At 68.7% G+C, this 26,992-nt stretch carries 25 protein-coding genes and 1 pseudogene; 6 read left to right on the top strand and 20 right to left on the bottom strand.

Going from position 1 to position 26,992, the window contains the following annotated elements:
* Nucleotides 1-40: 40 nt before the first annotated feature.
* From SGFS_RS00595 to SGFS_RS00535, 13 genes are all read right to left on the bottom strand, one after another.
* Nucleotides 41-535: a ribose-5-phosphate isomerase gene (locus tag SGFS_RS00595; RefSeq protein ID WP_286246744.1), complete on the bottom strand. Its 495-nt coding sequence runs from the start codon at nt 533-535 to the stop codon at nt 41-43.
* The gene (locus SGFS_RS00590; protein WP_286246742.1) at nt 532-2,280 is read right to left on the bottom strand and encodes a dihydroxyacetone kinase family protein; all 1,749 of its coding nucleotides are present in this window, start codon (nt 2,278-2,280) and stop codon (nt 532-534) included. The genes SGFS_RS00595 and SGFS_RS00590 overlap by 4 nt, the downstream gene beginning before the upstream one ends.
* The gene (locus tag SGFS_RS00585; RefSeq protein ID WP_286246740.1) at nt 2,277-3,209 is read right to left on the bottom strand and encodes an NAD(P)-dependent oxidoreductase; all 933 of its coding nucleotides are present in this window, start codon (nt 3,207-3,209) and stop codon (nt 2,277-2,279) included. The genes SGFS_RS00590 and SGFS_RS00585 overlap by 4 nt, the downstream gene beginning before the upstream one ends.
* Complete coding sequence (locus SGFS_RS00580) at nt 3,206-4,078, bottom strand: sugar phosphate isomerase/epimerase family protein (protein WP_286246739.1); 873 nt, start codon at nt 4,076-4,078, stop codon at nt 3,206-3,208. The genes SGFS_RS00585 and SGFS_RS00580 overlap by 4 nt, the downstream gene beginning before the upstream one ends.
* 55 nt (nt 4,079-4,133) lie before the next feature.
* Nucleotides 4,134-4,982: an alpha/beta fold hydrolase gene (locus SGFS_RS00575; RefSeq protein WP_286246737.1), complete on the bottom strand. Its 849-nt coding sequence runs from the start codon at nt 4,980-4,982 to the stop codon at nt 4,134-4,136.
* A gap of 67 nt (nt 4,983-5,049) precedes the next feature.
* Entirely contained in the window at nt 5,050-5,463 is a 414-nt protein-coding gene (locus SGFS_RS00570) for a zinc ribbon domain-containing protein (RefSeq protein ID WP_286246736.1), read from the bottom strand.
* A 39-nt stretch (nt 5,464-5,502) separates the two neighbouring features.
* On the bottom strand, nt 5,503-6,312 hold the full coding sequence (locus SGFS_RS00565) for an N-acyl homoserine lactonase family protein (RefSeq protein ID WP_286246734.1): 810 nt from the start codon (nt 6,310-6,312) through the stop codon (nt 5,503-5,505).
* Between the two features lie 20 nt (nt 6,313-6,332).
* The gene (locus SGFS_RS00560; protein ID WP_286246732.1) at nt 6,333-7,127 is read right to left on the bottom strand and encodes an SDR family NAD(P)-dependent oxidoreductase; all 795 of its coding nucleotides are present in this window, start codon (nt 7,125-7,127) and stop codon (nt 6,333-6,335) included.
* Nucleotides 7,128-7,147: 20 nt separating this feature from the next.
* Nucleotides 7,148-7,459 carry a putative quinol monooxygenase gene (locus tag SGFS_RS00555; RefSeq protein WP_286246730.1) on the bottom strand — a complete coding sequence of 104 codons (312 nt, stop codon included), beginning with the start codon at nt 7,457-7,459 and terminating at the stop codon, nt 7,148-7,150.
* 51 nt (nt 7,460-7,510) lie between these two features.
* On the bottom strand, nt 7,511-8,560 hold the full coding sequence (locus SGFS_RS00550) for an ABC transporter permease (protein ID WP_286246727.1): 1,050 nt from the start codon (nt 8,558-8,560) through the stop codon (nt 7,511-7,513).
* Nucleotides 8,553-10,118, bottom strand: a complete 1,566-nt coding sequence (locus SGFS_RS00545; protein ID WP_286246725.1) for a sugar ABC transporter ATP-binding protein — start codon at nt 10,116-10,118, stop codon at nt 8,553-8,555. The genes SGFS_RS00550 and SGFS_RS00545 overlap by 8 nt, the downstream gene beginning before the upstream one ends.
* Before the next feature lie 6 nt (nt 10,119-10,124).
* Nucleotides 10,125-11,243 (bottom strand): sugar ABC transporter substrate-binding protein, encoded by a 1,119-nt coding sequence (locus SGFS_RS00540; protein ID WP_286246724.1) that lies wholly within the window; start codon nt 11,241-11,243, stop codon nt 10,125-10,127.
* Nucleotides 11,244-11,598: 355 nt separating this feature from the next.
* Nucleotides 11,599-12,303, bottom strand: a complete 705-nt coding sequence (locus SGFS_RS00535) for a FadR/GntR family transcriptional regulator (protein WP_286246723.1) — start codon at nt 12,301-12,303, stop codon at nt 11,599-11,601.
* A 495-nt stretch (nt 12,304-12,798) separates the two neighbouring features.
* Between SGFS_RS00535 and SGFS_RS00530 the strand changes: the two genes are divergently transcribed.
* On the top strand, nt 12,799-13,596 hold the full coding sequence (locus SGFS_RS00530) for an SDR family NAD(P)-dependent oxidoreductase (protein ID WP_286246721.1): 798 nt from the start codon (nt 12,799-12,801) through the stop codon (nt 13,594-13,596).
* A 177-nt stretch (nt 13,597-13,773) separates the two neighbouring features.
* Nucleotides 13,774-14,342, top strand: a pseudogene (locus SGFS_RS00525) (ISL3 family transposase); the annotation flags it as partial.
* A gap of 202 nt (nt 14,343-14,544) precedes the next feature.
* On the opposite strand, the gene SGFS_RS00520 reads toward SGFS_RS00525, so the two are convergent.
* The 5 genes from SGFS_RS00520 to SGFS_RS00500 all read right to left on the bottom strand — a co-directional run bounded on the left by SGFS_RS00520 (nt 14,545) and on the right by SGFS_RS00500 (nt 18,312).
* Entirely contained in the window at nt 14,545-15,348 is an 804-nt protein-coding gene (locus tag SGFS_RS00520; RefSeq protein ID WP_286246720.1) for an SDR family NAD(P)-dependent oxidoreductase, read from the bottom strand.
* A gap of 32 nt (nt 15,349-15,380) precedes the next feature.
* Complete coding sequence (locus SGFS_RS00515; RefSeq protein WP_286246719.1) at nt 15,381-16,139, bottom strand: SDR family oxidoreductase; 759 nt, start codon at nt 16,137-16,139, stop codon at nt 15,381-15,383.
* Between the two features lie 29 nt (nt 16,140-16,168).
* A complete protein-coding gene (locus tag SGFS_RS00510) occupies nt 16,169-17,113 on the bottom strand; it encodes an alpha/beta fold hydrolase (protein WP_286246718.1) in 945 nt (314 codons plus the stop codon).
* 34 nt (nt 17,114-17,147) lie between these two features.
* Entirely contained in the window at nt 17,148-17,357 is a 210-nt protein-coding gene (locus SGFS_RS00505) for a hypothetical protein (protein ID WP_286246717.1), read from the bottom strand.
* Between the two features lie 109 nt (nt 17,358-17,466).
* Entirely contained in the window at nt 17,467-18,312 is an 846-nt protein-coding gene (locus tag SGFS_RS00500; RefSeq protein ID WP_286246715.1) for an oxidoreductase, read from the bottom strand.
* A 283-nt stretch (nt 18,313-18,595) separates the two neighbouring features.
* On the opposite strand from SGFS_RS00500, the gene SGFS_RS00495 reads away from it, so the two are divergent.
* Nucleotides 18,596-19,510, top strand: a complete 915-nt coding sequence (locus SGFS_RS00495; protein WP_286246714.1) for a helix-turn-helix transcriptional regulator — start codon at nt 18,596-18,598, stop codon at nt 19,508-19,510.
* 211 nt (nt 19,511-19,721) lie between these two features.
* On the opposite strand, the gene SGFS_RS00490 is transcribed toward SGFS_RS00495, so the two are convergent.
* On the bottom strand, nt 19,722-20,108 hold the full coding sequence (locus SGFS_RS00490) for a nuclear transport factor 2 family protein (protein WP_286246712.1): 387 nt from the start codon (nt 20,106-20,108) through the stop codon (nt 19,722-19,724).
* A 27-nt stretch (nt 20,109-20,135) separates the two neighbouring features.
* The gene (locus SGFS_RS00485; RefSeq protein ID WP_286246710.1) at nt 20,136-21,308 is read right to left on the bottom strand and encodes an FAD-dependent monooxygenase; all 1,173 of its coding nucleotides are present in this window, start codon (nt 21,306-21,308) and stop codon (nt 20,136-20,138) included.
* 82 nt (nt 21,309-21,390) lie between these two features.
* Between SGFS_RS00485 and SGFS_RS00480 the strand changes: the two genes are divergently transcribed.
* The 3 genes from SGFS_RS00480 (at nt 21,391) to SGFS_RS00470 (ending at nt 26,812) form a co-directional block, all read left to right on the top strand.
* Entirely contained in the window at nt 21,391-22,095 is a 705-nt protein-coding gene (locus SGFS_RS00480; RefSeq protein WP_286246707.1) for a TetR/AcrR family transcriptional regulator, read from the top strand.
* Nucleotides 22,096-22,524: 429 nt separating this feature from the next.
* Nucleotides 22,525-22,764: a hypothetical protein gene (locus tag SGFS_RS00475; protein WP_286246706.1), complete on the top strand. Its 240-nt coding sequence runs from the start codon at nt 22,525-22,527 to the stop codon at nt 22,762-22,764.
* Between the two features lie 427 nt (nt 22,765-23,191).
* Entirely contained in the window at nt 23,192-26,812 is a 3,621-nt protein-coding gene (locus tag SGFS_RS00470) for a family 78 glycoside hydrolase catalytic domain (RefSeq protein ID WP_286246705.1), read from the top strand.
* The last annotated feature ends 180 nt before the right edge of the window (nt 26,813-26,992 follow it).

The raw sequence follows: 26,992 nt of genomic DNA, 5'->3' as shown, positions 1-26,992 counted from the left end.
GGGAAGGCGGGACTGTCGAGGGTGGGCTGGGCAGGTTCGATCACGGTGTGCCGGAGTCGTTCGAGGGAGTCTTCTGCTCGTATCCGGAGATTGCCGCGACCTTGGCGGCGGAGGCGGAGCTGGTGTCGAAGCGGTAGTCGAGCCATTCGCGAGCCAGGCGGCGGGCGAGTTCCAGGCCCACGACCCGCTGGCCGAAGCACAACACCTGGGCGTTGTTGGACAGCACGGCCCGCTCCACCGAGAAGCTGTCGTGGGCGGTGACGGCCCGGACGCCCGGCACCTTGTTGGCGGATATCGCCATACCGAGCCCGGTGCCACAGATGAGGAGTGCCCGCTCTGCTTCCCCTGCCGCGACAAGCTTGGCCGCGGTAACCGCTACATGCGGATAGGCGGTGGTCTCGCCTGGGCTCACCCCCACGTCGATGACCTCGGCGATCCGGTCGTCTGCCTGCAGGTCGGCCTTGAGGGCCTCCTTGTATTCCAGGCCCGCGTCGTCGCAGCCGACGACCAGTCGCAGGGGCTGGTGTCCGGTCATTCGGCGTGCTCCTTCGTGCGTATGGAAAGGACTGATCGGACACACAGGGCGTAGGACGTCGCCCCGGCATCGGGCGTGCCGATGCTGCGGGCCGCCAACGGGCGGGCCCGGCCTGTCTTCGGAACCAGGTCCGCGGTCGCCAGGGCAGCGGTGTGGGCCACGGCCGCCGCCTCGTCCCACGCGGTCCACAGGTCCGCGCCACGGCCGATGGCGCTCTCCAGGGCATCGGCGAACGGCAGGGCAGCGTCCAGCAGCGTCTTGTCACCAGGAGCGGCCTTGCCGATGGCGACGATGGTGTTCACCCCTCGCCGCAGGGCGTCCGAGACATCCTCGGCGGTGATGGTGGACGCGGTGTCGCTCAGACGTGCCCCGGCCGCACACAGACCGGCTCCCCACAGGGCACCGGAGGTACCACCCGCTCTCGTGGCCCAGGCGTCGCCCGCCCCGGTCAGCATGGTGGACACGCCTGCCCCGTGCTCGGCAAGAGACATGGCCGCCTCGACTGCGGCGGTCACGCCCTTGACCATGCCCCGCCCGTGGTCGCCGTCTCCGGCGACGGCGTCGATGCGGCCGAGTTCGTCGGCGGATTCGATCAGTGCGGTCCGCATGCTGCTCAGGGCTGTGACGACGGCGGCTGCGGCCTGCCGGGACGCGGGTGTCGCGGGCGGGATCTGTGCCGTCTCGGTGGACGTGCCGCCCTGTGCTGCTGGGGAGCGCCGTCGGCGCTCGCCTCCCTCCTGGGCGAGGCGGGCGAGCCCCTTGCGGTAGGCGGGGGTGTCCGCCGGCGCGCGCCACAGTGACTCCAGTTCCTCGTCGAGGAAGGTCACGGTGAGGGAGACACCGGCCATGTCGAGGCTGGTCACCAACTCGCCCACCTCTGGTTCGACGACGGTCAGGCCCCGTTCGGTGAGGAGTCGCGACACCGTCGCCCACACGACGAAGAGTTCCTCGTACTTGGTGGTGCCCAGTCCGTTGAGGATCACCGCGATGCGGCCCGAGCAGTCGGCGGGGCGCTCGGCGAGAACACCGTCGACGAGCCGGACGGCCAGTTCGGAGGCGGACGGCATGTCGGCCTCCGACACTCCGGGCTCACCGTGGATCCCCAGCCCGACGCCCATGCGTCCCTCGGGCACGGTGAACAGAGGCGTCCGAGCGCCTGGCAGGGTGCAGCCGGAGAAGGCCACTCCGAGGGTGTGGGTACGGTCGTTGGCGCGCCTCGCCGCGGTCTCCACGGCGTCGAGGTCGTAGCCGGCCTCGGCCGCGGCACCCGCCACACGGAAGACCACGAAGTCACCGGCCACCCCTCGGCGGCGCTCGGGTTCGGTGGCGGGTGCACTGGCGAGATCGTCCGTGACGAACAGCACCCGGGCCTGCATGCCCTCAGCGGTCAGCCGCTGCGCGGCGCTGGTGAAGTTCAGGACGTCGCCCGCGTAGTTCCCGGAGAGGATCAGCACCCCTGCGTCACCGGTTGCGGCCTTCGCCACGGTGTAGGCCTCCTGGGCGGAGGGCGAGGTGAAGATGTTCCCGACGACAGCGCCATCGGCGAAGCCACGGCCGACGACGCCGCAGAAGGCGGGGTAGTGCCCGGAGCCGCCTCCGACGACGACGGCGACCTTGCCCTGGGGGGTCTCCTGGGCACGGACCACGCCCCCGGGTACGCCGGTGACGTAGTCGGAGTTGGCGTCGAGGAATCCGGCGAGCATGTCCTCGGTGAAGGCCGCCGGGTCGTTGAACAGATGGGTCATCGGTCGTTCTCCAAGTTTGACGCGGCATCATCCGCCCCTGCTCGTCCGGTTCCCGGTCCAGGCCCGGCAGCGCGGTACGTGGTGATGACGCGGGAGTCGTCAGCGCGGCCCAGACCGGCAGCCGCGGCGGCACGGAACCGGCTTGCCGCCGCCGTGAGCAGCGGCGCGTCGAATCCGGCCACGCCGGCGGCCTGGGCGACCAACGTCGCGTCCTTGACGAAGATGTCGACGGCGGAGCGGACCGGCGGATCCTCGGCGAGCATGCGAGGGCCGCGGTCGGACAGCATCCACGAGCCGGCCGCACCGTCCTTGACGATCTCGAGCACGGTGTCCGGGTCCAGACCGAGGGCCTCCGCGAAGGCCAGAGCCTCGGCGGCCGCGGCCAAGTGGACGCTGCACAGCAGTTGGTTGACCAGTTTGACCGCCTGCCCGTCGCCCACGGCCGGGCCGCACAGGACGATCCGGCCCATCGGCGTCAGGAGGTTCGTGTGACGGGCCAGCAGGTCGAGGTCGCCGCCGGCCAGCAGTGTCAGCGTGCCGGTCTCGGCTCGGGCCACTCCACCGGTGACGGGTACGTCCAGGACCCCGATCCCGCGCTCGGCGAGGGCATCGGCGACCGCGTGGACACCGTCGACACCAACGGTGCTCATGATCACGCAGCAGGTGCCCGCGGCGATCCCCTCGGCGACTCCTCCGTCTCCAAGGACCGCCTCGTGCAACTGCTGAGGCGTGGCCACCATCACCAGGACCGCGTCGGCGTCCTTGGCCGTTTCCCCGGCGCTGGTTGCCGGAAGCATCCCCGCTGCGGCAGCCTCGTCCAGCCGCGCCGGGGACGCGTCGAAGGCGACGACCTCGAATCCGGCAGTGACCAGATGCTTCGCCATGGGCAGGCCGATGGCTCCGACCCCCACGAATCCCACGCGTGTCATCGGTCCTCCCGGCCGTCGTGTCCACTTTCTGAGGCTGCGAGGAACATGGCGGACAGAGCTGCCGTCACCTCGTCGTCCTTGCTGGTGTACGGGCTGTTGTGGGTCTCCAACTCCAGAACATAGGCGCCCTGGTAGCCGGCGGATTCCGAGGCGTCGAAGAACCGGGCGAAGTCGATGTCTCCGTGGCCGACAGCACGCCGTATGTCGCCAGGGACCGCGTCGCGCAACTGCACGTGCACGATCTGGTGGGCGCGCTGGGGGAACGCCTGCGCGGGGTCGAAGCCACCCGCGGCGACATGCGAGGTGTCGAACACCAGCGGCAGCTGCGAACCCAGTTGGTCGGCCAGTTCGAGCGTGCTGGCCAGCCGGAGGTAGTGCGGTGCCTCGACGGCCACCTGCACCCCGTATCGCTGCCCGACGGCCGCCGCCATGAGGGAGCCTTCGATCACCTGGGCAAGCCGAGCCGTGAGGTCACCGGCCGTGACGTCGTTGTCGCCGTGGTACAGGGCAGCACCGGCAGGAAGGATGAGCAGAGGCGAACCGACGGTGGCGCAGAATTCGGTCAGCCTCTCCACGCGGTTCAGTACCACGGCGAAGTCCTGCTCGTCGAAGGACTCGGGATCCGCGTTCAGCGCGAGCGGCTTCAGACCGCTGGCCTCGACCGCGGCTGCGGCCTTGCGCAGCTGACCGGGTTCGCCGTCGGGAGAGACGTGCTCGCACAGTCCACGCAGTGCTACGAGGTCGACGGCGTCGGCGCCCAGTGAGGCGATCCGTTCCAGGGCGGGGGCCAGCTCAAGGTGCCGGAAGCAGACGGTGGAGACACCGATACGCTCGGCGATGGTGCGCCCGCTGGGCGCGACGACAGACATGACAGGTCCTTCCGGACAGGTGCGCTGACGGGGGAGGGAGGGGGAAAGCGGCGGGTTACGGCCGGGCGGCCGTGAAGAAGGAGCGGAAGTGCCCGGCCAGTTCCTCGGGCTGCTCGTCGGGGACCCAGTGCCCGCACTCGGCGATCACTACTTCCGTGACGTCCTTGGCCATCGTTCGGCAGGAGATGGCCACTTCGGCCCCTCGTCCCCAACTGGTGCCGCCACCGACAGCCAGGACCGGCATCTCCAGGGGCGGCAGCCCGGTGTTGTCCGCAACGTCCTGGGTGACGCTCCGGTAGTAGGCGAACCCGGCGCGGGTCGCGCCCGCGGAGGTGTACACACGGAGGTACTCGGCGATGTGCGCGGGGTCGATGGCATCCGGCCGGTGTCCGTAGTTCCGCCAGAACCAGCCGAGGTAGTGGTGCTCGCGTCCTTCGATGAGTGCCTCGGGCAGGTCGAGGGTCTGCAGGAAACGATGGTGCCAACGGCGTCCGCCCTGGCCGATGTCGGGGGCGCCGTCGCCGGGGATGGCCACATCGACGACGGCCAGTCGGCTGACGGCGTCGCGGTGGTCGGCGGCCAGCCGGAAGGCCACCACTCCGCCCCAGTCGTGTCCGGCCAGATAGAAGTTGTCGATACCGAGGTGGTCGTGGACGAGTTCCCACACATCCGCCGCGACGGTCTTCTTGTCGTACCCGCCGGCCGGGCGGGAGGTGTCTCCCAGCCCGCGCAGGTCGGGCATGATCACCCGGAAGCGGTCGGTGAGGAACGGCAGGGTCCTCTCCCAGCACAGCCAGGTCTGCGGGTAACCGTGGAGCAGGACCAGCGGCTCACCCTCGCCTGCGACCGCGTAGTGCATCTGCACCTCGGACAACTGCGCATAGTCGTGTTCGAGTTGTGTCATGGCCTCCTGGCCCTTCTGCTGCCGTGCCGCCGACCACGCGGCTGCGGATCGGACGTGGCGACGACGCTCATGCAGGCGCTCCGTCGGCCTTGGGCCGGGACGGTTGGTCGGGGCGGCTCGTGGTGGCGCGCACTTCGTCCACGGTCAGCGGTGCGTGGTGGTAGTGGCCTTCGTGGGCCACCACCGGGGACCGAGGGGTGGAGAGTTCCGGATAGCGCTCTTCGAGGTTCCTGCGCTGCTCCAGTGCCCGCCGCCAGCCGGTGACGACCTCACGGTTGCCCCGGTGCGTGCCGAGCCAGGTCGTCGGGGCCTCGTGGCTGCGCGGCGGCAGGCTCGCGGTGCCCGTCAGGCAGGCCCCGGCTGCTGGCCGGCGCCGGGTCTCCGTCCCGCAGGCCGGGCACGCGGGGTGAGGCGAACTCCAACGGGGGACAAGTGCTTCGAAACCGTGTCCGTGGCTGCACTCGTAGTCATAGATCGGCATGGGGGGTGTCCTTCGGTCCGGGCGGAGGAATCGGTGACGTCACGTGTAGTAGTCCGGGGCGGACCGCATGTGCTTCGCCTGTTCGGCGTCGTGGCCGAAGATCACGGTCGCGTCGGTGCGTTCGGCGATACCCCTGATCTTCTCGACCGACGACAGCCACTTCTGGCTGTCGTGCACGATGCCCGGCGTGACGGCCGGCGGGCCGAAGTTGTCGCCCAGGAAGATGGCGTCGGAGGTGAAGATCATGGTCCCGGTGTCCGGCAGATCCACCTGGAGCGACATCGTGCCCCAGGTGTGCCCCGGGGTCTGGAGCAACGTGACGCCGGGCAGGATCTCGGTGTCCTCCTGGACGGTCTCGAAGGGCAGTTCGCCGTAGTCGCTGCGGATGAACGGGCCGTCGCAATAGCCATCGAAGCCGAACGCGCCCTCGTACTCCGCCTGGCTGCACACGACCTTGGCGTCGGTGCCGTTGAACATCCAGCCGTTGCCCGCGTGGTCCCAGTGCAGGTGGGAGAAGACCAGGAAGTCGATGTCACCGGTCTCCACTCCGGCCTGTCGCAGACGGGAGTCGAACCACTCCTGCTCCTCGGCGACGACCGGCCAGTAATCCGTCAGCCCGGTCGGAGCCCACTTGGTCTCCCAGTCGCGCGGCAGCCCGGTGTCCCACAGAAGGTTGCCCTCGGGGTGCTGGATCAGCACGGAGTGAACGGGCACGTCCACCCAGGGTGCCGCCTTGTGGGGTTCCTGACGGGTGCCGACCACGCGTGCGGGGTCGAACAACAGCCAGCTCAGACTGGCCTCGAACTTGCCCACCGGCATGACGGTGAGCTTGATCTCGCCGCTGCTCATCTTCGGGTGCCTTTCTCTCGTCAGATGTACCGGCTCAGGGTTTCTCCGCCGTCGACGCTCAGCAGGTGTCCGGTGACCATGCTGGATTCGTCGGAAGCGAGAAAGACGGCGGCGTTCGCGACGTCGGCCGCCTCGCCCCAGCGGCCGAGCGGCAGTCCTTGGGCCAAGGAGTTCTGGAATTCGGTGTCGTCGAATTCGTCACGGGTGAAGGAGGTCTTCACGAAGGTGGGGCAGATTCCGTTGACCCGGATTCCCTTCGGGCCGTAGTCGGTCGCCAGGGACATGGTGAGCAGGCGGGTGGCGCCCTTGCTGGTGTTGTACAGCGCCTGACGCGGATGACCGCGCAAGCCGGAAGTGGAGACGATGTTGATGATATTGCCGCCGTCCCCCTGCTCCAGGAACACCTTGACGGCTTCCACGGAGCCGAAGTACGTCCCCTTCACGTTGACGTCGAGGATCTGGTTCAGATCGTCGTCGCTGTATTCGTGGGCGACCTTTCCGTAGCGGCGGACGGCCGCGTTGTTCACCCACTGGTCGAGCCTTCCGAACCGCTCCACGGCCGCGTGCGCCAGTGCCCGCACTTCGTCGTGCGATGAGACGTCACAGGGGACGAACACGGCCTGACCGCCGCGTTTGACGATCAGGTCGGCCGTCGCCACGTCACCGTCGTCCTCGAAACCGCCTTCCCGCGGGGTCGCGCGCACATCGCTCACGACCACGTTGGCGCCTTCCTCGGCGAACCGTAGGGCGATGGCGCGGCCGATGCCCGAGCTGGAGCCGGTGATCACGGCCACCTTGCCCTGCAACCTGTTCATGACTGCTCCTCTTCTCCGGGTCATGCCTTCAGGTCGGTACGCAGAGTGCACACGGAGATGCGTACCGAAATCGAGATCAGGTGACGGGTGGCGCGGTCGTAGTCGGCGACGTGCGGGGACTCGAGATGCCGCTCGAAATATTCCCTGGATTCCCACTCCTCGTAGAAGAGGAAGTGATCAGGATTGTCCAGGTCCTGGAGTATGTCGTAGCTGATGTTCCCGGCCTCTTTCCGGGTGGGCTCCACCAGCTCGGCGAGATTCTGCCAGAGCTCTTCGGACCGTCCCGGGTGCGCCGTTACTTCGGCGACGATTCGAATCGATTGACTAGCCACGCGTTGCCTCTTTCATTTCTCGGGTACTTCTCCGCTGTTCCCCTCTTACAGTCAAGATGTCTTGGCCCGTCGGCGCGCGCTGAGAGAGTCGAAGGAAACCGCGACGAGAATGATGGAACCGATGACCACCTGGTGCCAGAACGTGTTGACGTTCAGCAGGTTCAATCCGTTGCGCACCACCGCCATCAGGGCCGCGCCGATCGCCGTGCCGGCCAGGGACGCCTTGCCGCCGTTGAGGCTGGTGCCGCCGATGACGACGGCGGCGATGACGTCCAGTTCGTAGTTGGTCGCCGCCTCCGGCATCGCGGCTTCGAGCCGGGAGGTCAACAACAGCCCCGCCAGCGCGGCGGCAAGGCCCGCCATCACGTACACCGACACCTGAATCCGCGATATGCCGATCCCGACGAGTCGCGCGGCTTCCCGGTTGCTGCCGATCGACAGCACGTACCGGCCGTACTTGGTGCGGTACAGGAGGTACCAGCAGACAGCGAAGACGAGGCCCATCGTGAGCACCGGGACGGGAACCCCGGCAATGGAGCCCTGGCCGAACCACTGGAACTCGGGGAAGCCGAGCCCGGTCAGTGGGACTCCCTGGCTGTACACCATGATCACCCCTCGGAGGATGATCATGGCTGCGAGGGTGCAGATGAACGGCGAGATGCCGAGCCGGTCGATGAGCAAGCCGTTGACGAGGCCTATGAGGCCGCCCAACAGCAGGCCGGCGAGTACGGCGAGGTAGATGTTGACGCCCTGCAGCATCAGGTCGGCCATGAACAGGCCGGTCAGGGCGGTGGTGGCGCCCACCGACAGGTCGATGCCGCCCATGCCGATCACGAACGTCGCCGCGAAGGCGATGACGGAAACGAAGACCATCTGCCGCAGGACGTTGGTGATGTTGTCGACGCTGAGGAAGTCGTTCGCCGTCAGGCTCAGCGCCGCGACGATCAGCACGAAGACGGGAAGAATCCGCCCCGCACTGCTGCCGAGCAGCGCGGATGTGAAGCCCACCGAGCGGGGCGGGCGGTGGGCAGTCGCGGCCTTTGGCGCGGAGGAGCCTCCGGCAGCCGTGGGTGTCGGGGGATACGTCTTGCTGTCACTCATCTGCGGCCTCTTCGGCACGTTGGACGGAATAGTGGGCGATGAGTTCCTGGGTGGCCTCGCCGGCGTCCAGGACCGCCGCGACGCGGCCTTCGTACATGACGAGGACGCGGTGGCAGATACCGAGCAGTTCGGGGCTCTCGGAGGAGACCACGACAAAGGACTTCCCGCGCCGCGCGTAGTCGGCGATGTGCCGGTAGACGTCGGCCTTGGCCGAGACGTCGATGCCGCGCGTCGGCTCCTCGAGGATGAAGACGTCCGGATCGACGGCGAGCCAGCGGGCGAGCAGAACCTTCTGTTGGTTTCCGCCGCTGAGCAGGGTGATCTCCTGCTCGCCGGAGGCAGCCTTCACGCCCAGCTCACTCGTGTAACGGTGGGTCACCTGGCGTTCCGGCTCACGGCGCAAACGCAGCCCTGAGGCCCGCCGCAGGCCCGCGATGGTCAGGTTCCAGCGGATGGAGTGCCCGGCGAACACTCCCTCCGTCTTGCGCTCGGCCGGCAGGAAGGCCAGGCCGCATGCCGTCGCGTCCTTGGGGCTGCGGATCGAGACCTGCCGTCCGGCGACCGCCACGGTTCCCTCGTCCGGTGGACGGATTCCGTAGACGGATCTGACGAGTGCGCTCTTGCCTGACCCGTTCAGCCCGGCGATGCCGAGGATTTCGCCGCGCCTCACAGCGAAACTGACCTTCTCGAAGTTCCGTGCCAGGCTGATGTCTTCCACCTGGAGAACGGTCTCCTCGGCCGGCGGTGACAGCTCCGGATACTGCTCTTCGAGAGAGCCGCCGATCATCAGCGAGATGATGGTGGCGACGTTCACCTGATCCGTCGGAGCCGTCGACACGTGGCTTCCGTCGCGCAGCACGGTGATGCGGTCGCACAGGCCGATGACCTGGTCGAGTTGGTGCGACACGTAGATGACGGACTTGCCGGCGTCTTTGAGCCTGCGCACGGTGGCGAACAGCCGCTCGCGTTCTTCGGCCTCCAGCGCCTCGGTCGGCTCGTCCATGATGATGATGTCCGCACGGGAGTGCAGGGCCCGTGCGATCTCGATGAGCTGTTTCTCCGCCAGACTCAGCCTGCTGACCGGGACGTCGACGTCGATGACGACTCCGAGATCCTCCCGGAGGAGGTCGAGCGTCCGATCGCGCATGGCGCCGCGGTCGAGAGGACTCAGGATCCACGGACGTCCGCCCCGGCACTTCTCATGCCGGACGAAGATGTTCTCCACGGCCGTGAGGTCCGGGAAGAGCGACAACTCCTGGTAGATGATCGCGATGCCCAGCTCTTGCGCGTCCGCGGGCCCGCGGAGATCCACCGCCTTGCCGCGGATGCGGATTTCGCCGTCGTCCTTGCGGTACGCGCCGGAGAGGATCTTCATGATGGTCGACTTGCCGGCGCCGTTCTCCCCGACGAGCCCGAGGACTTCGCCCGGGAAGAGGGTGAGATCGACCTGCCGCAGAGCGTGCGTGGCACCGAAGCGCTTGGTGATGCCGCGCATGTCGAGAACGGGGTCATGGGCGGACGGGTCCCGCCCCGTGTGACGGGGTGCTGAAGTGGTCACCGCTGATCACTTCTTCTTGGCCGGGGGCACGTAGACGTAGTCGTCGGGGTTGAAGTCGGTGATGTTCGTCTTGTCGTAGACGGTGACGTTGTCGAACACCGTCCGAGGCACGTGCTGGCCGTCGGCCACGTATTTCTCGATGGTGCTGATGATGTTGCGGCCTTCTTGCTTGGCGCCGGTGTCGACGGTGGCGGCGAAGTCGCCCTTCTTGATCGCGGCGTTGGCCTCGCTCATGTTCTCGTAGCCGACGACCGCGATCTTTCCCTGGAGGTTGCGCGCCTTGAGCGCCTCCAGGCCGCCGAGCGCCATCTCGTCGTAGAGCGCGACCAGGATGTCGATGTCGGGGTGGGCGGTGAGGATGTTCTCCGTGACGCTGAGACCCTGGGCCCGGGTCCAGCCGGCCGGCTGGGAGGCCACCACCTTGAGGTTGGGGTACTTGGAGATCACCGAGTTGAAGCCGCGCATCCGTTCCGAGGTGTGCGGGCCCGGCAACCCTTCGAGCATGGCGATCTTCACGGTGCCCTTGTTCTTGTAGTGGTCGACGATCCACTGCGCCTGGGCCCGGCCGCCTTCGCTCTGGTCGTAGCCGATGTTGCTGACGTAGTAGGGACTGCACACCACCGGCGAGTTGAAGGTGAAGATGGGAATGCCCTTCGCCGAGGCCTTCTTGAACAGCGGTTCCAGGGCGTTCTCGTTGAAGAGGGCGACGGCGATGGCGTCGTAACCCTGCGAGATCCACGCCTCCACGCTGCGGACCTGGTCGTCGGTGGCCGACTGGCTGGAGGGTGCCTGGACGTCCAGTTTGACCTTGGACGTGCCGCCTGCGGCGTCGATGCCCTCGTGTACGCCGGCCAGGACCCGCTTGTAGTACGTGTCCATCGCGGTCGGGCTGAAGCCGATCCGCAGCTGGCCCTTCTTCTTGGTGGGCGGGGCCTCCAACCCCGAGGACTTGACGTTTCCCTCCTTGGTGACGTCGCACTTGGCGGCGCCGCCCGCCTTCTTGTCGCCGGATGACGACGAGGCCTGGTTGGAGGTTGCACAACCTGCGGCGAGGAGGGAGAGGGCGGCCCCGAAGGCCGCGGCCCTCAGCCGTGTACGTCTTCTGGAACATTGGGTTCGCGTCATGGGCTTCGACTGCCTTTCGTGTGCGGACACGCGAAGCGGAGCTTCGGAGTGGGGCGGTGCGCGGTGGCCAGGAGGGTGCCCCGCTCGGACGAAGGGGAGCAGCAGTGACTGGAGGGTTTGGCCGTGGCAGATGTGACACCTACGTCACCAGCGCATGTCGCGGCGGTCACCGTTGCCACGAAGGTAGGGACCGGTTCGAATGCTGTCAACGAATTGGTACAACAAATCTCGGAGGTGCGTCCATTCTGGAGCCGGGCCCGCTGCGACGACCCGCTTCGGGCACGACGAAGGCCCGCACGCCGAGGGCGCGCGGGCATGAGGTGTCAGGAAGAACGCTCGGAGGGGTCGGCTGCCGTCAGTCCGAGGTCTTGCCGGTGATCTGCCGCCACACCTCGTAGTGGTGCTTCACGGCGAGCGTTGCGGCCTCAGGGTCGTTCGCGGCGATCGCATCCGCGATCTCCTCGTGGACCGCATCGGTCACCCGGCGGCGCGGCGTACCGCCGGCCTTGAGGTCTTCGGCCTCCCAGGCGGAGCGGCGGCGGTCGTGCAACAGCCCGCGCAGTGCCGCCGACAGGCCGTCCGTGAGCAGGTCCAGCACCGGGTTGTCGGCGATCCGGTAGAGCAGGCGGTGAAATTCGTAGTCGGCGCTGTCACCGCGTTCGACGTCGTCGGCCGATGACGCCGCGTACATCTCGTCGATCTGGGCGCGCAGCCTGCCCACGTCCTCAGTGGTCGCGCGTTCCGCCGCACTGCGTACGACCGCCGTCTCCAGCATCTCCCTGGCCCGCTCCAGTTCGGCGGTGGAGATCTGGCCGAACCGCACGGCCAGGTTGAAGTACAACCTGGCGAAAGCCGGATCGGGTGCCTCGAGATAGGTGCCGCTGCCTTGCCTGCGGCGCACCATGCCCATGGCCTCCAGGGTCGCGAGCCGCTCGCGCAGAGCGCCGCGACTCACGCCCAGGCGGGCCCCGAGTTCACGCTCCGTAGGCAGTCGGCCGGAGTGTCCGTCCGCGGTGGCCTGGGTCAACAGGTTCACCAGAAGTTCGGTCTCCGCGTCCATGCCCAATCCCCTCCTCGCCCTCGTGGGGCCCTGTTGCTGCGCTTCCTGACCATGCCGGAAGCACAGAACTTGTCACACCTGGGTGCGTGAACGCGCCCGCGGCCCCGAACGGAGCACGCTTCGCTCTCTGATCGCAGTGAAATATTTGTTGGACCAATGTACCGCTAGACCGGACGGTGAGAGGTACCTTTGACGGCGATGAGGATTGGTCCAACGAATTCAAGAGGTCGTGCGGAGGGCCTGGAGCCCGCCTGCTCTCACACCACGCACCCGAGGAAGAGCGCAGCCGCAAGCACTCCTTGAAGCCCCTTGATCCTTCACACCATCGAAGCGATCGCCCCACTGATCTGTGTCGAGCGCCGAGTGCCTTGCGGCGAGCTGGAAGGCACTCAAGCGCAATGCACGCCAGGAAGTTGCTGACCGGCTGGAACTCCCACGTCCCTGCGGAGGACTGGGCATCCGGGACACGCAGACCACACTCCATGGGAGCACACCATGAACAGCGCACCTTCCCGCCGGCCACTGGCACTGGTGACAGGCGCTTCCGCCGGCATCGGCTACGAACTCGCCCTGCTCTTCGCCCGCAACGGCTACGACCTCATCGCCACCGGTCGTAGCGACAACATCCATAAAGTAGCGGCCGACTTTGAGCAACACGGCGCCCAAACCATCGCCGTCCAGGCTGATCTCGCCGACCACCAGGGAGTGGAGAACGTCTGGCAGGCTGTCGCGAAAACCGGACGTCCGCTGGAGGCCGCCGTGCTCAACGCCGGTCGCAGCATCGGAGGAGCCTTCCTCGACACCGACCTGGACGACGAACTGGGTCTGATCGCACTGAACGTCACCTCCGTCGTCCACCTCGCCAAACACGTGGCGCGGCACATGGCCGAGCGTCGCCGCGGCCGTATCCTGATCACCTCTTCGATCTCCGCGACGACGCCCACGCCCTACGAGACCATCTATGGCCCCTCCCGGGCGTTCACCTTCATGTTCGCCGAATCACTGCGGCACGAGCTCAAGGAACACGGCGTCGGCGTCACCGCCCTGTTGCCCGGCGCCACCGACACCGACTTCCACTCCCGCGCCGGCATGGACAACACCGCTCTCGGCCCCGGAGCCAGGAAGAACAGCCGACGTGTGGTCGCACAGCAGGGATATGACGCGCTCATGGCCGGCAAGGACCATGTCGTCGGAGGGGACCGTGCCACCAAGCGGACTGCTTTGATCAACCGCGTACTGCCGGAACCCGTCAAGGCCGCCCGCCAGGAGCGCTTCACCAAACCCCGCACCTGAACCGCCGGCCTCCGGAGCCTTGTATGCCTGGCGCCGGACCGTCATGCCGCTGACGGGCCGCCGGAGATCGCCACCTCATCCCGTTATGAGCTACGCAGCGAATCGATTGCCTCCTGGACCGGCTGTACGACACCACCGAGCCGTTCCACATCCACACCGTGCTGCGGATCCATGAAGGAGCCCACCGGCGACCGCCGCGCACCCCGCTGCAAGCCCACGCTCGTCGACCCCTACCGCGACCACCTGCGCACCCGCCGCGCGGAAGACCCGGCCGTCCCCGTCCTCCAACTCTTCCGCGAGATCAAGGAACTGGGCTACACCGGCAGCCTCAACCTGCTCTACCGCTACATCACCCAGGGCCGCGCCGAGGGCGACAAGCCGGTCACCACCCCGCACCGTTTCGCCCGCCTCCTGCTCACTCGCCCCGAGAACCTGCGCGACAAGGACACCGCACTACTGCGGGAACTCACCGAAGCCTGCCCCGAGATGACGGAACTTGCCCGCCTCACCGGTGAGTTTGCAAGCTCACCGACTGGATCACCACGGTCCGCGCCACCGGCCTACCCCACCTGCATTGCTTCGCGAACGGCTTTGAACTCGACCGCGCCGCCGTCGACGCCGAACTCACCCTCGCTTACCACAAGGGCAGCACTGAGGGCGCCGACACCCGAACCAAACGGATCGTGAGGCAGATGCGCGGTCGAGCCGGGTTCCCCCTGCTCCGCCACCGCATCCTCCTTCAATGATCACCACACAGCGCTACCACCAATTACGGGGCAGAGCCGAACGATTTGCAGTCCCCGGAGAGGACTCCGTAGGTGGTGAGCGGTACACCGAAGCGCTTGACGACGGCGCGAGGCCGCGGGCCGCCTCCGGCCCCGGGCGCAGCGGCGGGAGGAAGCCGCACGCAGCTCGTGCCACTGCGCGCCCACGGACTTCGTGGCTGCCTTACCGCGCAGGGCGCGGCTTGGCCTTGCCGGCGTGACGGGCGGCCTTGTAGGTCTCGGGCAGGAAGCGGTGTTCGATGGCGGTGCGCTTGGTGGCGGCGTCGCCGCCGACGACTTCGGCGCGTCCGTTCATCAGGGCGAGGAAGCCCTGCCGGGCGACTTCCGTGCGGCTGTTCTTCTTCATGCCGGGGCCGAAGGCGGTGTTGTTCATGCCGGCGCGGGAGTGGAAGTTGCTGTCGGTGGCTCCGGGCATGAGGCAGGTGACGCTCACGCCGTGTTCCTTGAGTTCCTCGCGCAGTCCGAGGGCGAACATGCGGGTGAAGGCGCGGGAGGGCCCGTAGACGGTCTCGTAGGGGGTGGGCAGGGTCGCCGACAGCGACGAGGTGATCAGGATGCGGCCGCGGTGGTTGCCGGCCATGTGCCGGGCGACGTGCTTGGCCAGGTGGACGACGGAGGCCACGTTCAGCTGGATGAGGGAGAGTTCGTCATCGAGGTCGGTGTCGAGGAAGGCGCCGCCGATGCTGCGGCCGGCGTTGAGGACCGCGGCCTCCAGCGGCCGGCCGGTCTCCTGCACGGCCCGCCATACCGCCTCGACACCCTCGTTGTGGGAGAGGTCGGCGCGTACAGGGGTGACATGGACGCCGTGGTGTGCGAGGTCGGCCGCCGCCTGGTTGGTGTGCTCGCTGCGGCCGGTGGCGATCAGGTCGAAGCCGTTGATGGCGAACAGCTTGGCGAGCTCGAAGCCGATGCCCGCGGAGGCCCCGGTCACCAGGGCGAGGGGGCGGGGAGAGGCGGTGCTGCTCATGCGAGGTGCTCCGTTTCCGTGAGGGGTGGGTACTACCAGTCCTGACGGGTGGGGTGGATGACGATGTCGTTGACGGTGACGTCGGCGGGCTGGTCGAGGGCGTAGACGACGGCGCCGGCCACGCGGTCGGGGTGGATGGCGCCCTCGTTGAGGTCCTGGGCGATTCTCTTGCCCTCGGTGTTGGAGACCTTGTCGGCCCAGCCGGTGTCGATGACGCCGGGGCTGATCATGGAGACCTGGATGCCGTGGGTGATGCCGACTTCCTGGCGGAGGCTGTCGGTGATGCCGCGGATGAAGAACTTGGTGGCGCTGTAGACGCCGCTGGCGCCGCCGACGCGGATGCCGGCCACCGAGCCGAGGTTGAGGATGTGGCCCGACCGACGGGCGATCATTCCGGGCAGGACGGCGCTGATGGCGTGCAGGCAGCCGCGGAGATTGGTGTCGATCATCTTGTCCCAGTCGTCGACGGCACGGTCGGACCACTTGGAGAAGAGCGTCAGGCCGGCGTTGTTGACCAGGTGGTCGACGGGGCCGTACTCGTCGGCTGCGAACTCGATCAGGCCTTCGACATCGTCCAGGCGGGTGACGTCGGTGCTGCGGGCGCTCGCGGTACCGCCGGCCTCCCGGATCCCGGTGACCAGGGTGTTGGGCTTGTCGACGTTGCGGGCGGCGAGGACGACGCGGGCGCCGCGCGCGGCCAGGGCCCGTGCGGTGGCCGCGCCGATGCCGGAGGAGGCGCCGGTGATGACGCTGACGCGGCCCTGGAGGTGGTTGTCGTGGCTGTTCGCCATGGTGGCTGTCTCCATACGCAGAGCGGTGTTCAGGCGGTGCGGGCGCGGTGGTCGAAGTCGAGGAACATGCGCACGAACCCCTCCGGGTTCTCCTCGGGCACCCAGTGGCCGGCGTCCTCGACGAGGTGGCCGGTGACGTCGTCGGCGATCTCCTCGCACATGCCCTGGTAGTTGACGGCCAGTGCCTGGGTGGCGCCGCCGGAGGCGAGGACGGGGACGGGGAGCTTGCCGTCGGCGGCGATGGCGTCGCGGTGGATCCGGGCGTCGTGGTCGAGTTCCCGGTAGATCTCGCACAGGGCGCGCATCGCGCCGGGAGCCTGGAAGGCGCGCGCGTAGACGTCCACATCGGCGTCGGTGATCGCGTCGGGCTGGTAGGTCAGGTCGTCGAAGAACCGTGTGATGTACCAGCGTTCCCGGCCGTGGGTGAGGTGCACGGCGATGTCCGGGTGGGCGTGGAAGTCGAAGTGCCAGGCGCTCTTGGCGACCTTGCGCTGCTCGTAGTAGTCCGTGCCGGGCAGCGGTGCCTCCATGGTGGTGAGACTGACCACGCCGTCGCGGTAGCGCAGGGCGTAGCCGAACGCCAGCATGGAGCCGAGGTCATGGCCGACCACCGAGACAGGCCCCTGAACGCCGAGGTGGTCGTGAACAAGGACGTGCAGGTCCGCGGCCATCGTCCACTTGTCGTAGCCGTCGCGGGGCTTGGTCGACGCACCGGCACCTCGGTAGTCGGGGGCGATGACGCGGTAGCCGGCCTGCGCGAGCGGGGCGAGGACCTTGCGCCAGGCATGCCGCGTCTGCGGGGCGCCGTGGATGAGCACCACCGTCTTCGGCGCCGCGCCCTCGGGCAGCGGGGGCGGTTCGGCGAGGGTGTAGCCGATACGGACTCCGGCGTCCTGGTCGATCCAGGCACGTCCGTGGCTGATCCGGGCACCACCGGGCCCGTCGCCGGTGGCCGCGGCGGAGTGCGCATTCATCCTGGAGCACCTTTCGTCGTACGAGTGCGGACGGTCAGGTCAGGCTGTGGCCGCAGGACACGCCCGGCGTGCCCTCGGTGGCGGGAGCATCGGTGAGCATCGCCTCCATTTCCGTAACTGCCGTGTGCAGGGACCGGCAGTGCTGCAGGAGTCGCTGGGGGTCAGTCGCTCCGGCCAGGGTGGTGATCACCGTGCGGGCCGCGGCCTGCAGGTTCTCGTGGCCCGGGACGGTGTGCTTGCTCATCGGTTCGGCTTTCGTGCGAAGTGCAGGTGCGGCAGCGGGGGCTGCCGGGCTACGCCGGCCGGCGACAGGGCGTACGGCGTCGTCACCGGCCAGCGCACCCGACGTGAGGTCAGGCGTCGAAGTCGGCCGACTTGGTCAGTGCCTCGTTCGCGCGGATCTCGGCGAGCATCGACTCCAACTGCTCGATCGCCATGCCGTATGCCGGGGCGCCCAGCAGCAGGCGCTGGGGGTGGGGGTTGGCGGCCAGGGCGGTGATGATCGCCCGGGCGGCGGCGCGGGGGTCGCCGGGCTCCTTGCCGGCGTCCGCGCGGAACCCGGCACGCTGCGCGCCGACGGTGTCGGCGTAGTCGGCGATCTCCCGCTCGGGCAGCGTCTCGCCCGCGGACCGGCCGGCCCAGTCGGTGCGGAAGGGGCCGGGCTCCACGAGCAGCGTGGTGATGCCCAGCGGGGCGACCTCCTGGCGTAGGGCGTCGGTCAGGCCCTCGACGGCGAACTTGGTGGCGACGTAGTAGCCGACGGCCGGGAAGGCGCGCAGTCCTCCGATGGAGGAGAAGTTCACGATCGTTCCCGAGCGGCGCGCGCGCATGCCCGGCAGGGCCGCGCGGATGACGTCGGACAGACCGAAGACGTTGATGTCGAAGATGCGGCGGATCTCGTCGTCGGTGCTCTCCTCCACGGCGGCGAAGTACCCGATGCCGGCGTTGTTGACCAGCACGTCGATGCCGCCGAAGTGCTTCTCCGCGGCCTCGACGGCCTCCTTGACCTGCGCGGTGTCGGTCACGTCGAGGGGCAGCGCGAGCGCCTGCTCGTTGCCTTCGACGAGATCCTTGACCTGAGCGACGTCGCGGGCGGTGACGACCGCCTGGTGGCCGGCGGCGAGGACCTCCCGGGCCAGGGCGCGGCCGAAGCCGGTCGAGCAGCCGGTGATGAACCAGACCTTCTGCGAAGCAGTCACGATGCGAATCTCCCTCAGAACGGGCACACCCCTCCCACGGCGATCACAACAGGTGACGGTGACGGGGTGCTGTGTACGGGGTGAAGCGGCGCCCGCCCCGGCCGGTGCCACACACGGCGGGCGGGCCGCGGACCTTTTGAAGGTCACTGCGATGGCCGCCCCACCATTCATGCACGCCGAAAAGCAACCGTCCAAGCCGTGAACGGGGGCCAGTGCTGCCGGGGAAAAACCTTCCCCCCCACGTCAGTGGAACCCCACCACGCGCCGGGGAACACTGGCAGGCATGGCGAACAATGCCGAGGAGATCAAGAAGTTCCTGCGCGCCCGGCGTGACGCGGTCCGCCCCTCGCAGGTCGGTCTGGCGAACTACCCGGGCCGGCGGGTGCCCGGTCTGCGCCGTGAGGAGGTCGCACAGCTCGCCGGGGTGAGCGTGGACTACTACACCCGCCTGGAGCAAGGTCGGCTCACCAGTGCCTCCGAGGGCGTCATCCTCTCCATCGCCGAGGCCCTCCGGCTCACCCCGGCCGAGACCCAGTACCTGCGCGACCTGCTGCGCCCCCAGCCCCGCCGCGGCGCGGAAGCGGCGCCGCCGCAGCAGGTGCGGCCGGAGCTGCTGCGCATGCTGAACGGGCTGCACGACCAGCCCGCCTTCGTCCTCGGCCGCCGCAACGAGGTCCTGGCCTCCAACGACCTCCTCGACGCGCTGTTCACCCCGTTCAACCACCGCCCGGCCAATGAGCGCAACCTGCTGCGCTGGATGCTCCTGGACCCAGCCGCCCGCTCCCTGTACCTGGACTGGGCACAGGTCACCTCCGAGGTCGTCGGCGTGCTGCGCGCCGAGGCCGGCCGCAACCCCGACGACCCGCAGATCGCCGCATTCGTCGCCGAGCTGCGTGCAGTCTCGTCTGAGTTCCGCACCTGGTGGGCCGAGCGGACCGTGGTCGAACGCACCTGGGGCAGCAAACGGTTCAACCACCCCGTCGTCGGCCGCCTCGACATCACCTACGAAGCCCTCTCCCTGCCGGGCGACCCCGACCAGATTCTTTTCGTCTACGCCGGCAAGACCGACGACGACCTCGGGAAGCTACGCATCCTCGCCAGCTGGTACGCCCAGTCCGTCCTTCACCGCGCCGCCGGCAAGGACACAGCCCAGTCGCAACCGGACGAGGCGGCCGGCCAGAACTCCCGCCACGCGTAGGCTCGCCGCGCCCGCGAACCTCCCGCTCGTCTTTGTCGTCGGACGAGACGGTCCACGGGCCGTCGAAGGCGTTCGGCTACCCCGTCGCCGGGTCTCCGTCGTTCGGGACGACCATCATGCAGTCTGGAGACAAACCATCAGGAGTCGTTCTTGCCGGGAGTGGTCGCGGCGAGGTCGTCGGCGGCGCTGATCAGGGTGGGGTGGAAGGCGCTCATCCTGCTATCTCCGTATCGGGACCGAGGACCCGCAGCTGCGTGATCAGTCCGCTCGCGTCGACGGTCACGTGCTCGACGGCGCCCTGGGACGCGAGTTGTCCGTCGGTGGTGCGCCAGGCGGCTATGAAGCGGACTTCGAGTGTCCCGTCGTCGAGCACCGTGGTGGTCCACACGTGCTTGCTGTCGGCCATCTCGGAGTAGAAGTTCCGGTAGAACTCCGTGATGTCGGACAGGCCGGTCACCGGCGGGAGGTCGCCGAACTGCACGGTGGCCCCGGGCGCGAACACCGATCCGAGCTCCTGCAGTGCCTGCGGTTCGTGCACCGCGCGGTCCACGAGCGTGATGTAGCGATCGGCCACGGTCTCGGTCGTCTGAGTGGTCATCCCATGTTCTCTTTCTCGTGGGGTGGGTCAGCCCATCAGGGCTTTGCCGAGCTTGGCGCCGACCGGGGTGGAGACCGCGCGGATCAGGGTGCTGCGGGCGACGCGGCCGAAACGGTTGGCGGGCATGAAGAAGTGCTGCAGGAGCAGGGCTTCCTTCTGGTAGCGGGTGACGTGCGGGCGCAGTCGCTGTTCCCAGCTGCCCAGGGCGGTGGGCAGGTCGCCGTGTTCGGTGACCAGGCGGGCCAGGAGTTCGCCGCCGGCGATGCCCATGCCGGAACCCTGGCCGGAGTGCAGGGTCATGCACCAGGCGGAGTCACCGAGCAGGACCACCCGGCCCTGGCTCCAGCGGGTCAGGTGGATCTGGCTGACCTGGTCGAACAGGACGGACTCGGAGCGGTCCATCGCCTCCAGCATCGCGGGCACGAGGTCCCCGCCGAAGCCGTCGAACGCCTCGCGCAGGGCGGCCGAGGGCTTCTTGCGGATCTCGGCGGCGGGCCAGTCGGTGCGGTACAGCAGGAAGGCGACCGGGGGGTGGTCGCGGTAGCTGTTGATCCAGGCGGAGCGCCCGGGGGCAGTGGCCACCGCGCTGTCGCCCTCCTGCAGGCCGGGCAGCGGGCCGTCCATGACGCAGGCGGCCACGACGTGGTCGAAGTCCTTGCGGTAGAGGTCCTCGGGGCCGAAGACCATGGAACGGACGGTGGAGTGGATGCCGTCGGCGCCGATGAGCAGGTCCGCGCTCTCCACGGACCCGTCGGTGAGTGTCACCGTCACCTGGTCGCGGTCCTGGGTGATGGTCGCGGGCCCGGTGCCGTAGCGGATCTCCACCAGGTCCTGGACGGCCTCGTACAGGACACGTTCCAGGTCGCTGCGCAGCAGCATCCGCAGCGGGGTGCCGTTGACCTGTTCGGGAAAGGCCAGGCCCGGTGTGAGACGGCCGCGGGAGTCGACTTCGAACATGCGCCCTGCGGGGTCGCGGCGGTCCGGGAGCGACTCCAGGATGCCCAGGCGTTCTGCGGCGGTGTAGCCGGGGCCGTTGAAGCGGACGAAGTAGCCGCCGGTGCGGCGCTGAGGGGCCCGCTCGATGATCAGAGGCTGCCAGCCGGCCCGGTGCAGGCTCAGGGCCGCGGCCAGACCGGAGATGCCGGATCCGACGATGAGGGCGCGACGACCGCCCTGTGAGGGGAGTGGCGAAGAGGTCATGCCTCGACAATACTCGTGATTGATACTCGTTGACCAGATTAGAAATTTGGTCATCCTGTGAAGAGGGTGAGATGCTGTACCCATGACCTTGGACCGCTCGGCCGCCGCCCCACAGACCGACCACACACGCGCCGAGCGCATCCTGGCGGCGGCGCGCGAACTGCTGCTGGCGTGGGGCTACAAGCGGGTCACCGTGGATGAGATCGCGCGCCGCGCCCGTATCGGGAAGGGCACCGTCTACCTTCACTGGAAGACGAAACAGCTGCTGTTCGCCGAACTGCTGCGGCGTGAACTCCACGAGGAGCTCGGCGCCTTCGCTGCAGAAATCACGGACGACCCCGCTGCCGCCCTGCCCGGCAGGGTGGTCCGGGAGATCTTCCTGCAGCAGACCCGCAACCCCGTCACGCGGGCCATCCACGCCGGTGACAGCGAAATCCTCGGCGCGCTCGCCGTTACCTCGGCCGGCCGTCCCGTCATCCGGGAACTCGGCTTCCACACCCTGCTCGCCCGCCTCGTCGAGGTATGGCGCGCGCACGGGCTGATGGCCGTCACAATGCCGGCGGCGGACCAGATGTACACGATCGACGCGGTGCTGACCGGATTCATCACGGGGGGTCTCGCGGTCCCGGGGGAGGGCCTCCGTCCGGACCGTCGGGCGGACCTGCTCGGCCGCACGATCGAGGCGGCCCTGGAAACCTCCGCCACGCCGGACGAGGCCGCCCTCCGTGCCCTCGCGAGGGACGTGCTCGCCGCGCTGGGCGCCGCCCGGGACGCGCTCGTGACCTGACGACGGCCCTCCGCGCCGGCCACAGCTCCTTTGTCGCGTCCTGGTCCGTCCTCGTTGCCGTGACCACCGAGTTCGCGGTCCATGGTGTCGCCGTCCGCGCCGAGCTCGCCCAGGCGGTACCGGCTGGACGAGGATCTGGCAGGCTACGCCGGGCAGCTCTTCGACTACGACCGGGCTCGTGAGGCGCTGCGCCCGAAATCATCCGCACGGTGGCCTCGCTTTCCCAGTGGGTCGTCCTTCCCCGACCGGCTGCGGAGCCACAAGAGCCCATCAGGGACGCCCACGCCGCGCCACCTCGCCCAGCAATGGAATGTCGTACGCGATTCAGGGGCAAGGGCGACGACACACCGCACGCCTACGCCGTCCTCGACTCGCCACAGCGCGCCAGGTTCGTGCGGGTGCCCGGCGGCCGGATGCCGTTCGACGGCAATGTTCGCAGTCAGCGGCCTGCGTGTCTTCGGGACCGGTGACGCCCCGGCCCCGGCCGCCACGCGGGTCCGGGCCCGACGCGTCGACCAGCGCACCGCGTATCTGAAATGGAACGCCGTCGAGGGAGTCACCGGCTACACCATCCGCTACGGGCGGCACCCGCAGAAGCTCCGCCACAGCTGGCAGGTGTACGAGCGCACCGAGTTGGACCTGCGCTCACTCAACATGGACGTGCCGTAGTGGGTGGCCGTGGGCACGTCCGGGAGGGCGGGATCACGACCGGCGAGACCGTGCCCGTGTCCGTGCGGTGAAATGAAAGACATCAGCCGGCGTCGGCCGCGGCGGCGCCCTCGCAGCGCTGGAGAGGCGCGAACCCCGGGGTGTCGTCGTGGTGGCTCGTCATGCCGTCATGAGGTTCTGGCCGACGGCGTTGGCGAGCACCAGGAGCGGGGTGGCGTCATCCCACGGTCGAAATCGCTGGTAGATCGTGCGAGCCTTTCGCGCTCCTGGCTATTGCCTCGGCGCCGCCCGCTTCATAAGGTTACCGATTGGAAAGCATTGAAACGTTTCATTTACGCGGTCGGGATGGCCGACGTGAGCGAAAGGACCTGATCCTGTGGCCGAGGACAACAGAAACACGCCGAGCCGCCGACGCATGCTCGCTCTCATGACGGCGGCCGGCGCCGCTCTCCCGCTCACCACCGCGCCCAGCGCCCTGGCGCTGAGCGGGCCCGCTCCTCGGTCAGGCGGACTCGCGCCCACAGCTCTCCAGGTCAACTCCCGGACCCAGCCCCTCGGAATCCAGACGGCACCGGCGTTCAGCTGGATACCCCCAGTGAAGCGGCAGAGTGCGTACGAGATCAGGGTGGGCACACGTCCGGGCGGATCCGACGTCTGGACCAGCGGCAGGGTGACCGGCACGTCGAGCACCGAAGCCCCGTACAACGGCCCCGGACTCCACTCGGAGCGCACGTACTTCTGGCAGGTGCGCACCTGGGACGAGAGCGGCGCGCGCGGCCCGTGGAGCGCGCCCGCGCGGTGGGAGACGGGCCTGCTGAACGGCGAGAAGGACTGGTCCGGCGCACGCTGGATCGGCGGCCGGGTGGCCCAGGACCACGACTGGGAGGACCTTGAGGCGAGCGTCGTCTTCCGCGGCGGCGCCGACCCGGCGGGCGGCCTGTCGCTGCTGCTGCGCGCCGAGGCCGTCGGCAAGACCTGGAGCGAGGGCCTCAACTGGACCGTCCGGCGCACCGGCGACGACATGCAGCTGGTCATGCAGACCCGTCACTGGGCCGGCAACACCTGGGTGGACGACGGGACGTCCGAGCCCGACTGGGGCGTCAACCACTACGACCCGCAGAGCGAGACCAACCCCACCACCGACGGCACCCGCACCGTCCCGGTCGCCACGGTCCCCCTCCCGGCCACGACGGGACTGACCAAGGACACGTGGAACACCAACGACCACACGGTGGTCGTGGCGGTGCGGGGTCTGACCGTGACAACCATCGTCAACGACGTCGAGGTCGACAGCCGCACCCTGACCGGCGACCAGATCCGCCGCCATGGCAGCTTCGGCTTCGCCGGCGGCACCTCCGCCGTCGTCCGCAGCGTCAAGGTGACCGGCACCGGAGCACCCGACTTCGCCGTCGACCTCACCACCGGCGCCAACCCCTTCGAGGCCGGCATCGCCACCCTCGACGGCCTGACCTTCCCGCCCAAGAACCCCTTCATCCCGGCCCGCAACAACGTCCTGCCGATCGCCAACCCGGCGCCGCTGCTGCGCCGTTCGTTCACCCTCCCCAAGGGCCGCGAGATCGCCAAGGCTCGCCTGCACCTGAGCGCAGCCGGCAATGTGACCCTCACAGTGAACGGCGCCCCGCTCACCGTCGACGGCAAGCCGGCGGACCGTGAGGGCACGAACGTGCCCCGGCTGCTCACCGACCACAGCACGTACGACCGTACCGTCCTGTACGACACCTTCGACGTCACCGCGCTGCTGCGGGCCAGCGGGAAGAACGTGCTCGCCGCCGAGCTCGGCCGCGGCTGGTACGGGCTGACCACGCCCCAGCTGTGGTTCTGGCAGCTCGCCCCGTACGCCGGCCAGCCCCGCCTGCGCGCCAAACTCGTCGTCACTTACACCGACGGCCACGCCACCACTCTCGTCACGGACAGGGACTGGCTGAGCGCGGACGGGCCGACCACCTTCGACTCCGTGTACTCGGGCGAGAAATACGACGCACGACGGGCCGACCGGCTCGGCGACTGGCGCTCGGCGGACTACCGCACCGGCCGCGACTGGCGACCGGCCACCGCCCTGATCCCGCCCGGCAGTTGCGCGGGCCCGGCGCCGAAGTACCACGGCGTGCTGCCGGCCACGAAGATCCCCGAGGGCTTCACGCCCGCCGTCGTACGCGCGCACGAGGCCGAGCCCGTCCTGGTCAACCGGACGCTGCGCCCGGTCGCCCTCACCGAGACCGTGCCCGGCTCCGGCGTCTGGATCCTCGACTACGGCCAGATCATGACCGGGCTGGTACGCCTGTCCCTGACCGGAGTCGGCCCGGACAAGGAGGGGCTCACCCTGCGCCTGCGCGGCGGCAACCGGGCATCAGGCTCCCCACTGTCGGTCGAGGAGGAGAACTTCCAGCACGACGCGAACCTGCAGACGCACTACTACACCGTCGGCCGGCGCGCCACGCAGCGCTGGGAGCAGCAGTTCAGCCACTTCGGCTTCCGCTACCTGGAAGTGAGCAACCTCGAAGCCGTCCTGGGGCGCGCACCCGACCTGGACCGCGACGCCCAGCTGCTCACGGTCGCCGTCGCCCGCACCGGCTTCGCCCGCACCGGCACCTTCGCCACGGACAACGCCCTGCTCAACCGGCTGCAGCAGAACCTCGAATGGGCCGAGCAGAACAACCTGGTGCAAAAGCCCACCGACACCCCGTCCCGCGAGAAGAACGGCTGGACCGGCGACGCCATGGCCAGCTCCGAGTCCCAGTCACTGACCTGGGACGTGAACGGCGTGTTCACCACCTACCTACGGCATTTCCCCGACAACCAGATCTCCAGCGGCCAGCTGCCCATGGTCGTCCCCATGCCCAAGGGCGGTTACGGCTACGACCACACCCCCGGCTGGGACAAGGCCTGGAAGGCGGTCCCCGCGTGGGACGCCGCGTACTTCGTGATGCCGCGCGAGCTGTACACGTACTACGGCAACAGCAGCCTGTTCGCCGAGCTCTACGACCACCAGGACAGGCTCCTGAAGTACTACGAGGCCCTCTTCACCCCCGAGAACAACTACATCTTCGAGGCCTCGCTCGGCGCCTACTCGGGAGCCGAGAGCCCGGGCAGCAACGCGGTCATCAGCCTCGCCTACTACATCCACTTCTGCGACTACATGGACGAGGTCGGCCGCCTCATCGGCCGCACCGAACGCGCCGCGCACTACGCCCGGTTGGCGCGCACCCTGCGCAAGGCGTTCATCGGCAACTACTGGGACGCCGACAAGGGCCACTTCACCCAGGGCAGCATCTCCAGCGAGAACACCCTGGCCATCGCGTTCGACCTGGTACCCGGCTCGGATCTGAAGCCCTCCGATCCGCGCTACCTCGCGGGCACGAAGAGCGTCTCAGAGAACGAGAAGGCACTCGTCAAGCTGCTCGCCGATCGGATAGTCGCAGCGGACCACCACATCCAGAACGACATGTACGGCTCGCGCTATGAGTTCAACCTCCTCAGCGACCACGGCTACACCGACATCGCCCTGAAGGCCGTCACGCAGACCGGCGCCCCCGGGTACGTGGACCAGATCGCCCGCGGCGCCACCTCGCTGTGGGAGCAGTGGGGCGAGCGGCTCTCGGTCAACCACCACTACCGCTCCACCGTGGCGACGTGGTTCTACCAGAGCTTGGCCGGCATCCGTCCGACGGACATTGCCTACGAGTCCCTCAGGATCCGCCCGTTTGTGCCTTCGGCGGCGGTCAACAGCCGCGTCCCCAAGGACACGCAGGACACCGACCTGTCGCCGAAGACCCTCGACCGCGTGAGCGCGTCGATCGACACGGTCCGCGGCAAGGTGGCCTCGCAATGGGAGCGGCGCGCGGACGGCAGGATCGAGCTGGAGGTCACCGTCCCGTACAACACGAAAGCCGAGATCTGGGTGCCCACGCAGGGCAAGCCGGTGGACGCGCCGCGAGGCGTCGGCTTCGTCCGGGACGACACGGCTGGCGGGGCCGCCTACAAGGTCTACCGGGCTTCGGCCGGGTCGTACCGGTTCAACGCCGGCTGACGGACCCGGGGAGTGCGGCTGCCGGATGAACGGCAGCCGCACATTCGCAGCAGCGGCGCGAGGACCAGACCGTTTCCGCGGGGACCGGGACAGTGGCCTTGATCCCGCGTTTGCGCAGGTAGGAGCGGGTTTCCGCGAGAGTCGTGCGTCTTGTTGGCCCGGACGAGGGCGTCACGTCCC

This window comes from Streptomyces graminofaciens, from assembly GCF_030294945.1.
GTDB lineage: Bacteria > Actinomycetota > Actinomycetes > Streptomycetales > Streptomycetaceae > Streptomyces > Streptomyces graminofaciens.
Note: the sequence above shows the minus strand (reverse complement) of the source record. Positions and strands in the feature narration are given on the sequence as shown.

Excerpts from the sequence above, each read along its gene's own strand:
- SGFS_RS00595 (WP_286246744.1), bottom strand. The coding sequence starts at position 535 with ATGACCGGACACCAGCCCCTGCGACTGGTCGTCGGCTGCGACGACGCG.
- SGFS_RS00590 (WP_286246742.1), bottom strand. The coding sequence starts at position 2,280 with ATGACCCATCTGTTCAACGACCCGGCGGCCTTCACCGAGGACATGCTC.
- SGFS_RS00585 (WP_286246740.1), bottom strand. The coding sequence starts at position 3,209 with ATGACACGCGTGGGATTCGTGGGGGTCGGAGCCATCGGCCTGCCCATG.
- SGFS_RS00580 (WP_286246739.1), bottom strand. The coding sequence starts at position 4,078 with ATGTCTGTCGTCGCGCCCAGCGGGCGCACCATCGCCGAGCGTATCGGT.
- SGFS_RS00575 (WP_286246737.1), bottom strand. The coding sequence starts at position 4,982 with ATGACACAACTCGAACACGACTATGCGCAGTTGTCCGAGGTGCAGATG.
- SGFS_RS00570 (WP_286246736.1), bottom strand. The coding sequence starts at position 5,463 with ATGCCGATCTATGACTACGAGTGCAGCCACGGACACGGTTTCGAAGCA.
- SGFS_RS00565 (WP_286246734.1), bottom strand. The coding sequence starts at position 6,312 with ATGAGCAGCGGCGAGATCAAGCTCACCGTCATGCCGGTGGGCAAGTTC.
- SGFS_RS00560 (WP_286246732.1), bottom strand. The coding sequence starts at position 7,127 with ATGAACAGGTTGCAGGGCAAGGTGGCCGTGATCACCGGCTCCAGCTCG.
- SGFS_RS00550 (WP_286246727.1), bottom strand. The coding sequence starts at position 8,560 with ATGAGTGACAGCAAGACGTATCCCCCGACACCCACGGCTGCCGGAGGC.
- SGFS_RS00540 (WP_286246724.1), bottom strand. The coding sequence starts at position 11,243 with ATGACGCGAACCCAATGTTCCAGAAGACGTACACGGCTGAGGGCCGCG.
- SGFS_RS00535 (WP_286246723.1), bottom strand. The coding sequence starts at position 12,303 with ATGGACGCGGAGACCGAACTTCTGGTGAACCTGTTGACCCAGGCCACC.
- SGFS_RS00530 (WP_286246721.1), top strand. The coding sequence starts at position 12,799 with ATGAACAGCGCACCTTCCCGCCGGCCACTGGCACTGGTGACAGGCGCT.
- SGFS_RS00520 (WP_286246720.1), bottom strand. The coding sequence starts at position 15,348 with ATGAGCAGCACCGCCTCTCCCCGCCCCCTCGCCCTGGTGACCGGGGCC.
- SGFS_RS00515 (WP_286246719.1), bottom strand. The coding sequence starts at position 16,139 with ATGGCGAACAGCCACGACAACCACCTCCAGGGCCGCGTCAGCGTCATC.
- SGFS_RS00510 (WP_286246718.1), bottom strand. The coding sequence starts at position 17,113 with ATGAATGCGCACTCCGCCGCGGCCACCGGCGACGGGCCCGGTGGTGCC.
- SGFS_RS00505 (WP_286246717.1), bottom strand. The coding sequence starts at position 17,357 with ATGAGCAAGCACACCGTCCCGGGCCACGAGAACCTGCAGGCCGCGGCC.
- SGFS_RS00495 (WP_286246714.1), top strand. The coding sequence starts at position 18,596 with ATGGCGAACAATGCCGAGGAGATCAAGAAGTTCCTGCGCGCCCGGCGT.
- SGFS_RS00490 (WP_286246712.1), bottom strand. The coding sequence starts at position 20,108 with ATGACCACTCAGACGACCGAGACCGTGGCCGATCGCTACATCACGCTC.
- SGFS_RS00485 (WP_286246710.1), bottom strand. The coding sequence starts at position 21,308 with ATGACCTCTTCGCCACTCCCCTCACAGGGCGGTCGTCGCGCCCTCATC.
- SGFS_RS00480 (WP_286246707.1), top strand. The coding sequence starts at position 21,391 with ATGACCTTGGACCGCTCGGCCGCCGCCCCACAGACCGACCACACACGC.
- SGFS_RS00475 (WP_286246706.1), top strand. The coding sequence starts at position 22,525 with ATGTTCGCAGTCAGCGGCCTGCGTGTCTTCGGGACCGGTGACGCCCCG.
- SGFS_RS00470 (WP_286246705.1), top strand. The coding sequence starts at position 23,192 with ATGACGGCGGCCGGCGCCGCTCTCCCGCTCACCACCGCGCCCAGCGCC.